The sequence below is a fragment of the Facklamia languida CCUG 37842 genome (genome assembly GCF_000245795.1).
GTDB classification, from domain to species: domain Bacteria; phylum Bacillota; class Bacilli; order Lactobacillales; family Aerococcaceae; genus Facklamia; species Facklamia languida.
This window is the reverse complement of sequence record NZ_JH601133.1, coordinates 920,217-931,168: the sequence shown is the minus strand read 5'-3', so window position 1 is coordinate 931,168 and position 10,952 is coordinate 920,217. Positions and strand designations below refer to the sequence as shown.

General features: G+C 42.6%; 11 protein-coding genes and 1 pseudogene. All 12 read right to left on the bottom strand.

Annotation, left to right across the window (positions count from 1 at the left end):
• On the bottom strand, positions 1–853 hold an 853-nt coding region (locus HMPREF9708_RS04240; RefSeq protein ID WP_006308942.1), incomplete at its 3' end, for an IS30 family transposase.
• A 103-nt stretch (positions 854–956) separates the two neighbouring features.
• Positions 957–1,259, bottom strand: a complete 303-nt coding sequence (locus HMPREF9708_RS04235; RefSeq protein ID WP_006308941.1) for a hypothetical protein — start codon at positions 1,257–1,259, stop codon at positions 957–959.
• Positions 1,260–1,296: 37 nt separating this feature from the next.
• Complete coding sequence (locus HMPREF9708_RS04230) at positions 1,297–1,815, bottom strand: ClbS/DfsB family four-helix bundle protein (protein WP_006308940.1); 519 nt, start codon at positions 1,813–1,815, stop codon at positions 1,297–1,299.
• 63 nt (positions 1,816–1,878) lie between these two features.
• Positions 1,879–2,181, bottom strand: a pseudogene (locus tag HMPREF9708_RS08120) (VirD4-like conjugal transfer protein, CD1115 family); the annotation flags it as partial.
• Positions 2,182–2,272: 91 nt separating this feature from the next.
• The gene (lysS, locus tag HMPREF9708_RS04220; RefSeq protein WP_006308938.1) at positions 2,273–4,237 is read right to left on the bottom strand and encodes a lysine--tRNA ligase; all 1,965 of its coding nucleotides are present in this window, start codon (positions 4,235–4,237) and stop codon (positions 2,273–2,275) included.
• 96 nt (positions 4,238–4,333) lie between these two features.
• Positions 4,334–5,221: an Hsp33 family molecular chaperone HslO gene (hslO, locus tag HMPREF9708_RS04215; protein WP_006308937.1), complete on the bottom strand. Its 888-nt coding sequence runs from the start codon at positions 5,219–5,221 to the stop codon at positions 4,334–4,336.
• Positions 5,222–5,340: 119 nt separating this feature from the next.
• Complete coding sequence (gene ftsH / locus HMPREF9708_RS04210) at positions 5,341–7,368, bottom strand: ATP-dependent zinc metalloprotease FtsH (protein WP_006308936.1); 2,028 nt, start codon at positions 7,366–7,368, stop codon at positions 5,341–5,343.
• A gap of 71 nt (positions 7,369–7,439) precedes the next feature.
• Positions 7,440–7,982, bottom strand: coding sequence for a hypoxanthine phosphoribosyltransferase (gene hpt, locus HMPREF9708_RS04205; protein WP_006308935.1), 543 nt, complete (start codon positions 7,980–7,982; stop codon positions 7,440–7,442).
• A gap of 72 nt (positions 7,983–8,054) precedes the next feature.
• A complete protein-coding gene (gene tilS / locus HMPREF9708_RS04200; protein WP_006308934.1) occupies positions 8,055–9,509 on the bottom strand; it encodes a tRNA lysidine(34) synthetase TilS in 1,455 nt (484 codons plus the stop codon).
• A gap of 85 nt (positions 9,510–9,594) precedes the next feature.
• The gene (locus HMPREF9708_RS04195; RefSeq protein WP_006308933.1) at positions 9,595–10,122 is read right to left on the bottom strand and encodes a S1 domain-containing RNA-binding protein; all 528 of its coding nucleotides are present in this window, start codon (positions 10,120–10,122) and stop codon (positions 9,595–9,597) included.
• Between the two features lie 29 nt (positions 10,123–10,151).
• Complete coding sequence (locus HMPREF9708_RS04190) at positions 10,152–10,610, bottom strand: FtsB family cell division protein (protein WP_006308932.1); 459 nt, start codon at positions 10,608–10,610, stop codon at positions 10,152–10,154.
• A 77-nt stretch (positions 10,611–10,687) separates the two neighbouring features.
• Positions 10,688–10,948: an RNA-binding S4 domain-containing protein gene (locus tag HMPREF9708_RS04185; RefSeq protein WP_006308931.1), complete on the bottom strand. Its 261-nt coding sequence runs from the start codon at positions 10,946–10,948 to the stop codon at positions 10,688–10,690.
• Positions 10,949–10,952 lie beyond the last annotated feature (4 nt).

Genomic DNA, 10,952 nt, shown 5'->3' with positions numbered 1-10,952 from the left:
CCGCTATTTGTTCAGCCACCGCTTGACTTAACATCGCAAACTCTAAGCCATTATCAGCAGTCATACTCTTGAAGAGTAACGATAAATGATCGCCTGCGAGTCCTTGTAACTTTCTTAGGGCGACCTCCACCGCTTGTGCAGTCTTATTCTTTATCTTTAGAATGACTTCAAATCGACTGAATCGTTCAGCTAAGGTTAACAAGACAGGTTCATCTTTACCTTTCTTGCCAATGACCGTATCAATTTCCCAGTGGCCAAAAGTATTCCGCTCATTGATTTCCTCAGGGCGCTCGTCGATGGAAGTTCCCAAGACTTTCTTATGGGGGCGGGTCTTCGGTACTCTCTCTTTGGTATTACGACGAAGTTTTTCAAGTAAATCAATATTTCGCGTCTTCATAATCTGACAATCAATCCAATAATAGAGGGTGGTGGTACAAGGAATGAGTCGAGGGTCGATATCAAGGACTTCTTTGGCTCGGTGGACGACGACATCAGGCGACCATTTATCTTCTAACATCCGCTGATCGGCCCAATCGATAAAGTCACTTGAGTAGGACCAGAGAGGTTTGCGCCCACAATTTTGACGCTGATGCTCATAATTTTCTTGGCCGACTTCAGCGACATACTTAGAATAGTACCATTTATAAACCTTGCCGTTTTGCTTTTGTTGTCGGATTTGTTTAATTGTACCGCGTTTAATTTCGTTATGGATTGTCTGTGGCGCGCGTTTGAGTATGCGAGCAATCGCGCGATTAGAATGCCCTTGTTCTTTCAAAAGCTCAATTTGGCTCCGTTCTTTGAACGATAAGTGTTTTGATTTCCGACCAGATGTGGTAGAGTGTGTTTGCGTCATGTAAATTCATTCTCCTTATATTTTTGTGTGGTAGCTAAAATATAACATGAATTTACATGGCTTTTTTATTTTTTATGGTGGCTAAGTTGATTATAAAATCCGCCTAAATAATATTTTCTGTAAAATCTAATGTTGTTTTATCTCCATTCGAATAAAATTTTCCTATCCAAGTTCCTTTTATATTTGCGTTTTCAATTTCAAAAGACCAGCATTGATGTTTCGTACATTCTATAACTTTAAAATTTGTTTCTATCCCATCTTTTGTAATCTCTACAAAATTCTTATCATCAATAATTTTGATATCTTTGATATCACTTCTCCAACCAAAATCACGAAGGTCAGTAACTTTATCCCATACTTTTTCTATTGGGCAATTTAATGTAACTTTGATATTTGCAACTGCCATAAAATCCTCCTAAGTAAACTTATTTATACTTTTCTATCTATAGAACTAATTTCTTCCATTTCCTAATCTTAGTCCTAAATGTTCCAAATGGCGCTACTGTATTTACATGAATAAATTTATATACTTCCCAAGTAGCAGTTTTGGTTGCTTCATCTGCCCATTTTCTCATATGTGGTTTAAATAATTCTTCATCTGTTAATTCATCTATCAAAAGATAAATATCTTCTATATTTTTTGTGAGTTGTTCTTTTAGTTCCTTTAACGATTTATTAGCATAGGTATCAGTGAACCACTTATATAATTCTCCAAGTTGATTCCACTTAAATTTATCAGATGGTGTTTTAACATCTATACCTTTTTTCTCATCTTCTTCCCATTTTAAGAGTAAAGTTGTCCAACCTACTTGATAGGCAATATTTTCTGCTGGTGTCCTATCAACTTCTTCTAGTCTTTTATCTTTTAGTTCTTCTGGTATATTGTCAAACTCTGAAATATATTTTTCAAAAGTTTTCTTTATCTCATTCTTTAATTCTTCCTTACTTTCATAAGACCTCATATGCCTACCTCCATGGTTTATATATAGATATTATACCAAAAATATCTTTATCCTAAACTTAATTCATAATCTTGTAATTAAACTGTTTCTGTTTATTTTTATTTTATCTCTGTTTTTCAAAAACTCTTCCACATCAAATAAAATCTTCTTATCATAGTCTTCCAATAACTTATAATTCTTATGTTTTGTAATATCGAATTTATCAGACAAGAAAGGTCTTACTCCTCTTAGCTGGTATATACACTTACCACCATCCATTACAGTTATTTCATCTTGGCTCATAAGTTCCTTGCTAGTTTTTTGATAATTTAGACCAAAAGATTTTTGATTTGATCTTGTTTCTGATGTGTTATATAGGTCTAAAGTAGAAATTACGTTTAATACCGTAGTATCTTGCTTAATATAAAAATTAAACTTAGATTCATTACAAATCCCAGTTTAATAATTAGCGTGTTCTTTAATATAATTTTGATCCTGCTGGAATATTGTCATCCAACATTATTAAGTTAAGTTTTTCTTCTCCATCATACTCACAAATTGCAGATATAATCATACCTTCTGAGTCGATTCCCATCATCTTACGTGGAGGAAGATTACAAATCGCAAGAAGTGTCTTTCCAATTAAGCTCTCTGCGCTGTAATATTCCTTAATACCAGATAAAATAACTCTTTCTTTTTCAGAACCATCATCTAATGTAAATTTCAATAGTTTTTTAGACTTTGGAACTTCTTCGCAGTTCTTAACTTTTACAACTCTAAAATCAGATTTTGAAAATGTATCAAAATCAACCATATCTTCAAATAATGGCTCTACTTTTACTTTTAAAAAGTCGATTTTTTCTGTCGTAAGTTTGTCGTAAGTTTCGTAAGTTTCTTTTGACGAATTACTATTTTCTGCCTTTTCTAAGCCTATTGGCTTCATTGTTGGGAAAAGTAGGACATCTCGAATTGAACTGGAATTCGTTAATAACATGACCAGGCGGTCAATTCCAATTCCAAGCCCACCGGTCGGTGGCATTCCATGTTCCAAGGCCTCGATAAAGTCTTCATCCATCGGTTGCGCTTCATCATTTCCGGCATTCTTTTCAGCCATCTGCGCTTCGAATCGTTGCCTTTGGTCAATCGGATCAGTCAATTCAGTAAAGGCATTTGCATATTCCTTACCGACAATGAAGAGTTCAAAACGATCCGTAAACCGAGGATCTTCCTGGTTCTTACGCGCTAAGGGAGAAATCTCTACGGGATGCCCATAGACAAAGGTTGGCTGGATCAAGCGCTCTTCGACTTTTTCCTCGAAGAATTTATTGATAATATGTCCAACACTTTGTTCATGGTCCTCAACTGGCACCTGATGGTCCTTGGCCAAGGTTTTGGCTTCTTCTAACGTCATCTCTTGCCAGAAGTCGACCCCTGTCGCTTCCTTGATGAGGTCTACCATGTGGCGACGTTGCCAAGCCGTACCCAAATCAATCGTATGGTCCTCATAAGTCAGGGTTGTCTGACCTAACACCTTCGAGGCAACTTCTCGTACTAACCCTTCAACTAAATCCATCACATCTGTGAAGACAGTATAGGCTGTATAGACTTCTAACATGGTAAATTCAGGGTTATGCGTGGTATCAATTCCTTCATTACGGAAGACGCGACTGATCTCATAGACGCGCTCCATTCCTCCGACAACCAACCGCTTCAAATGCAACTCAAGCGCAATCCGCAAGTATAATTCCATATCCAAGGCATTGTGGTGGGTAATAAAGGGACGGGCTGCCGCTCCACCCGCAAGATTATGTAGGACTGGGGTTTCAACTTCTAAATAGTCACGGTCATCTAAATAGTGCCGAATTTCGCGGATGATTTGAGACCGTTTAACAAAACGGTCATAACTATCTTGGTTGGCGATCAGGTCTAAATAGCGCTGGCGATAACGTTGCTCGACATTGGTCAAGCCATGGAACTTATCTGGTAGAGGACGAAGGGCCTTGGTCAAAGGAATAAAGTCTTGCGCTTTGACCGACAACTCACCTGTATTAGTCTTGAAGACATGTCCTTTGACACCTACAATATCACCTAAATCGCACGCCTTCCACCAGACAAAAGCGTCGTCCCCAATTTGGTCCTTACGGACATAAATTTGAATCCGCCCCTTCATATCCTGAATATGAGCGAAGCCGGCCTTCCCTTTCCCCCTCTTGGAAACAATCCGTCCTGCAATAGCCACCTCGATCGGGTCTCTTTCATCGAAGGCTTCCTTGTCAAGCGCCTCATATTCCTCTAGCAAATCTTGTGAATAGTGGTGGCGTTCAAATCCAGCAGCAAAAGGATTCACGCCTGCTTCTTGCATTTCGCGCATCTTTTGCCGTCTAACCTGCAACTGATCGTTCATTTCCTCAATCGTCGTTCCTGAATGTTCTTGATCCGTCATAATATTCCTCCAACTTATCTATTCTATTCGTCATGGTCAACATGATACTTTCAATCTGTTATTTATTCTACCTGATCCCTTAATATTTGTCATGGTCTATTCTCCATGCAGGGCTTGGTCTAACAAGACCTCTAATTCTTCCTGAGTATAATGATAGGATTCATTACAATAATGGCAGACCGCTTCAGCTTGGTGGTCTTCTTCAATCATCTGCTGAATGTCACTTGGAGGGAGGGCGAGAATCGCCTTAGCAAAGCGGTCTTTAGAGCAAGGACAGGTGAAATGAATGGACTGGCTATGGATCACGCGGTAATTGTCTGGACCGACTAACTGAGCCAATAACTCTTCTAAATGCTCCGCTTGATCAATCTGTTCACTCAGGTTACCCAAGCTTTGGAGATTGGTCTCAATCGCTTGTAGGGTCTCCTCCTTGACATCAGGCAAGACCTGGATCAAAAAGCCTCCTGCCGAAGCAACGGTCTCATCCGGATTAACTAAGACACTTAATCCCACTGCAGAAGGGATTTGTTCAGAAGCTGCCAGATAGTAAGTAACGTCTTCTGCCAATTCTCCTGAAACAAGGGCAATCTGACCTGTAAAGGATTCACCTGATTGGCTAAACTTACGCACCCGCAAACTTCCCGGTAAGCCAACCGCTCCACTAACATCGATTTTACCTGCTTGATTGAGTTCAAGAGCGACATGCGGGTGTTTAACATAACCTCGAATGGCACCTTGACTGTCCCCATCACAATTAATTTCACCTAAAGGACCGGACCCTTGAATCTGAATGTTTAACCGGTCGCTTCCCTTGAGGCTGGCTGCTAATAAACTGGTGGCCACAAGACTTCGACCCAAAGCGGCTGTTGCAGTATGCCAGGTGTCATGCCTTTGTTGGGCTTGGGCCACGGCTTGAGTCGCATCGACAACAAAGACCCGTACTTGATCTTGGTAGGCCAAAGCTTTGATTAATTGATCCGCCATCTTCTCATCCTTTCTTCTTAAAAAAGAAGGCAGGAAATCATTTCCTGACCTTCTCTCAATTACTCTTCCTCTTCATCTGAATGGACCGCCTCAGACTCTTCATCCTCTGATTGAGTCATTTAAGCTTGCGATTCCTCTGGCTGGTCCGCTGGGTCCGATGCATTCGCCTTCTCCTTAGCTTCTTCAAAAGTCTCAGGTTCTGCGACAGGCTCTTCCCCTTCCTCTTCTTCCGTCACTTTAGGCATCTGACCTGTTTCAAAGAGAGACTTAATCTGACGCGCATCCAGTGTTTCAACTTCTAAGAGCTTCTCTGCAATAATATTCAATTGCTCACGGTGCTCATTAATGATGCGGTGGGCTTCTTGATGTGCCTCATTCATAATGCGATGGACCTCTTGGTCAATTTCATAAGCAATTTGTTCGGAATATTGGGGATGATTACCGAAGCCGTACTGACGACCTGCAAAGGGTTGTGAATCGGATTCATATTGGACAGTTCCAATCTTGCTGGACATCCCATACTTGGTCACCATGTGTCGAACAATCGCCGTGGCCTGCTCAAAGTCATTGCTAGCACCTGTTGATTGATGGTTAAAGACAATCTCCTCTGCAGAACGTCCACCTAGAAGCCCTACGACTTGTTCAAACAATTCCTTATAAGTCACAATATACTGGTCTTCCTTAGGAAGCATAATGGCATAGCCACCAGCCCGGCCTCTTGGCACAATGGTCACCTTATGAACCGTACGCGCTTCACTTAAGACCATGCCAATCACAGTATGCCCTGCTTCATGGTAGGCTACTGTTCGACGTTGCTTGTCAGAAATCACAGAATCCTTCTTGGCTGGTCCTGCGATGACCCGGTCATGTGCCTCATCAACATCCTCAGCAGTAATCGCCTTGCGATCAAAGCGAGCCGCAATCAGGGCCGACTCATTCAGCAAGTTCTCAAGATCCGCCCCCGAAAATCCAGGGGTTTGTTGCGCAATCACCTTGAGGTCAATATCCTGAGCCAATTTCTTGTTCCGAGCATGCACCTTAAGGATCGCTTCACGCCCCTTAACATCAGGGTTACCTACTAAGATCTGCCGGTCAAAACGGCCAGGACGTAAGAGGGCCGGATCCAAGACATCCGAGCGGTTCGTTGCTGCCATCACAATGATGCCCTCATTGCCTTCAAAGCCATCCATTTCAACCAGTAACTGGTTGAGGGTCTGTTCACGTTCATCGTGACCACCGCCCATTCCAGCTCCCCGCTGGCGTCCGACGGCATCAATCTCATCAATAAAGATAATGGCAGGGGCATTCTTCTTAGCATTCTCAAATAGGTCCCGGACACGCGAAGCACCGACCCCAACAAACATCTCAACAAACTCTGATCCCGAAATTGAGAAGAAGGGAACGCCGGCTTCTCCGGCAACCGCCTTAGCTAATAGGGTCTTCCCAGTTCCTGGAGGTCCTTCCAAAAGGACACCCGCTGGAATCCGAGCCCCTAAGTCGGTATATTTCCTTGGTTCTTTCAAGAAGTCTACAATCTCAACAAGTTCTTGTTTTTCCTCTTCTGCTCCTGCCACATCGCTAAAGCGCACTTTGGACTTCTGCTTAGAGACATCCTTCGTCTTAGATTTGCCGAAGTTCATGACGCCCTTGCCGCCACCATTTGCTGACTGCATCATGGTATACATCAAGAAGAAAGCAGGAATCATCATCAAGACAACTGGCAAGAAGTTCAACCAAACACCCGCAGACGATTCAGGAACCGCCTTGAAAGGTGTCTCAGTCTCCTTAGCAAATTGCGTAATCTCTTTCAGTGTGCTGTCGTTACCAAGAATGTCGGTCTTGAAGGTCTGGATAGAAGGCGATCCTTGGAAAATTTCGATCACTTGCTCATCAGAGTCTTCAACTTTCTTTTCTTTCTCATACTCGCCTCGAACGTGATAAACCCCAGATCCAATTTGCACTTCGAACTTGGCAATCTTATCCTCTTGTAATTGCTGAACAAATTCTGTACTGGTAATTTCCTTGGTGTTCGCCATAAAAGGGGTATTATCGCTTAAAACACTGACGACCCCTAAAATAGCCAATCCAATAATTAAATATACGAAGGTATTCCGTAAGGGAGTACGATTGCGGTTTGGTTTTTGCATTCGTTCAATTCTCCTTAATCAATAATAGTCTTATCATAGCAAAAAAGTTCCCTCACTGCTACAAATGTTTCTTATGAGTAGATTTCTGGCTTCAGCACCCCAATATAAGGCAAATTGCGGTAGTTTTGCTTGTAATCCAGGCCGTAGCCTACGACAAATTCATCCGGTACTTCGACCCCCACATAATCCACCTTTACATCGGACATCACCCGACGAGACGGCTTATCCAATAAGCTACAGATCTTAATGGAAGCAGCCTGACGCATCTCAAACAGGTTAATTAAATAATGTAAGGTCCGGCCAGTATCAATGATGTCTTCAATAATCAGAATATGACGACCTTCCACACTGGAATCAAGGTCTTTGAGAATCTTTACTTCTCCTGATGATACGGTCGCAGCACCATAGCTCGACACATCCATAAAGTCAATCTCAAGATAACAATCAATATATCGAATCAGATCCGCCATAAAGAGTGCGGCACCTCTTAAAACCCCAATCACAAGAATTTCTTTACCTGCATAGTCTTTAGTTATTTCTTGTCCTAGACGTTGGGCTGTTTCACGTAACTCCTCCTCTGTCACTAAGACAGACTGGATATCTTGTTCTAACATGGCATCTCCTTCTCCTGATAAGTATGATCACAATATAGCATTTTAGCATAAAGATTTAAAAAAAGAATCAATTTAGTACATTTTTTGAATTAAGAGATAGTGACTGATCGATTCGGGTTCGTGTGGCTGATACTTGATCGACTTCTGTTGTCCAATCAACCAAACCGTATCATCTTCCTCATCTACCACTAACCACATGGTCTCACGCTGACTCGCTGGAACCTTTGCATCAATTAAGATTCTGGATACCTTCTTATGGAAGGCCTGGTCCTGATTCCCTAAGGTCATGGAATCTCCCGGTAAACGGTGCCGCACACTAAAAAGCGGAACCTGATCATAAGCCGTCAAATATAAGGCCATATACTCATCCACCGCTTGGCGCATCTGATTGCTAACAAAATTGCGGTCAAAGATCCCAATCCACCAACCTTTGCCAAGACTATGCCATTTGTTATGGATGACCAGATTAATCACTTGCTCACTGACAAATTTCTCATAATCCCGCGGCTCGATATAAATAAAGTCATATTCCCGTCGAGAGATCCAATCGTTGGACAAGCGCAAAGTATAGTTGGGGTTATCTTGGTGGGTCAGTTGTTGACTCACCAGAGATAAAATATCCTTATCATATTGCCCTGCCACTTCGACATAGCGCTCCTCAAAAAAGATTCCTAAATAGATCTGTAATTGTTCAGGACTTAATTGCTGCCAGGCCCTCACATCTAGGACCCAGCCAGGATCACGAAACTTAGCGAGCAAGTTGGGCTCAATTGCCATAAAATTCTGATAATGAGCCTGATAAGATACTTGCAATTGTTGTTGGAAATTTCGAGCATTCAAATAGAATTGAGGGTTTTCGTCTTCTAATTCAGGCAGATAGCGGTGACGGATCCGATTGCGAAAGACCTCTTCATGCTGGTTGGTCTCATCTTCATAATATGAAATATGGTGGGAACTAGCATATTGATACAATTCACTCTTGCGGAAATTAATCAAGGGCCGCATCATCTGGGTAATAACCACTTGACCATTCGTTGCCAAGAGCTGTCGCTGGTAATTAGGGTCAATGCTATTCAATCCCTTTAATGAGCTGCCGCGAATCAGCCGCATCATGAAGGTCTCCACAGCATCATCAAGATGGTGGGCCGTCATTAAACAGTCAGCCTGGGTAGCATGGACGACATCTGCCAGAAATTGATAGCGAGCAATCCGGGCACTTGCCTCCCGGTTAGTGGTTTGAGGTTGTTGCCATTTAGAGACAAAGTAGACCAGATCATGGGCTTGAGCCGTTTGAATCACCAATTCTTGCTCGATCGCGTGGATTTGTTGTGAACGCAATTGATGGTTAAAATGTGCCACGATCAACTGCCGATCCTGGTACTCCTGCAATTGAAAGAGTTCAAGCATCAAATGCAAGAGACACATTGAATCAACCCCTCCAGAAATGGCTAAGACCGCACTCGAAGCGGCTTGCCATTGTGGCCAACTTTCTAGCTGGGTCTTGAGTTGCCGTAAAGCGTTCTCCATCTTCCTCAACTCCTCTCAAGTAAAAGAGACTGCAATCCATGCCAAACACAAGCATATGATTGCAGCCCTAAGGGTCCTTGAATAATTAACTGCGACGGCCTCCGCGGCCCCCACGCTTTCCTTCGGTATTCCGTCTTAAAGAAGACAAGCGATCTTCTGAATCCTTCAGGAAATTACTCATCAACTGATCAAAATCATCATTACTCTTTTGAGCATAGCGGCCTGTCACATTTTGGTTTGGGCGTGAGCCTGCTCCTTCGCGATCCGTCCCATGGGAGACAGTCGGGTGTTCATTGTGGAAATTGCGCGGACGCCGGTCATTATGGCGACGCTTACCTTCAAAGTTCTTACCTTCACCGCTTGCTGACCCCTTGAAACCTTCTTGAGCTTGGCGCAATGAAAGTCCAATCTTGCCATCTTCTCCTACAGAGACCACCTTCACTGTGACCTCTTCCCCCATGCTGAGGACATCATTAATGTCATTAATATAGTCGTTTGAAATCTCACTAATATGAATCAGTCCAGATTGGTTATCCTCCAGTGCTACAAATGCACCAAAATTCTTAATTCCTGTGACCTTACCAGTCACCTTCTGCCCAACTTCAATGGCCATATACTTCCAATTCCTCCTATTATCTTTACCTATTCATTTAATTGTTCGAGTGATGCCTGGTCTTGGTCTTGAAATACCTGGTGGTCAATTTCTTCCCCTTCATCGCGAATATCAAAAATCAGTTCTCCGTCTTTACTATAATAATAATCCCTTCTTGCAAGCTTGGCCAAATAGTCCGGATCCTGTGAACGCTCATGTTCAGCCTTCACTTGTTGGAACTGGTCCTGGGTCAGGTGTAGAGTGGCTTCCGTTTGGGCCAGGGCCTCTTCTGCCTTCTGGTGACGCTGAAAGGTTTGAAGTAAGGACCACAAACTCAGCCCAATCATGATGCAAGCTACCAACATAAAAAGACGTCCACGCTTTAAGTGAACAAGTCGTGGTTGGTTCTTGGAAACCGGTTGGATAGGCTGGTTCTTATGGTTGGAACTGTGCGTTTCAAAGGGAACAACCTTGGGTCGATTGACCGCACTTTTCTGATATCGCTTCATTTTTATCACCACTCTCTCATTTCTGAGTATAGCAGTAATTTGATCAGAATGCACGGTTAAAATCAACCCGGTCCCAATTATTCTTCGATCAGGTCTTCACTTATGACACGATACATGTCACTCGCATCTTCCTTCTTAGTTGAATCTTGCAAGTGCATCACTTCGACCTTTAATAAACGATTACCAAAGCGGATCGCGACTTGGTCGCCCACTTGTATATTAGTAGATGATTTAGCCGGTCGATCATTGACCATAATCCGTCCCTGGTCTGCCACATCCTTTGCTACTGTCCGTCGCTTAATAATACGTGATACCTTCAAAAATTTATCTAATCGCATACCT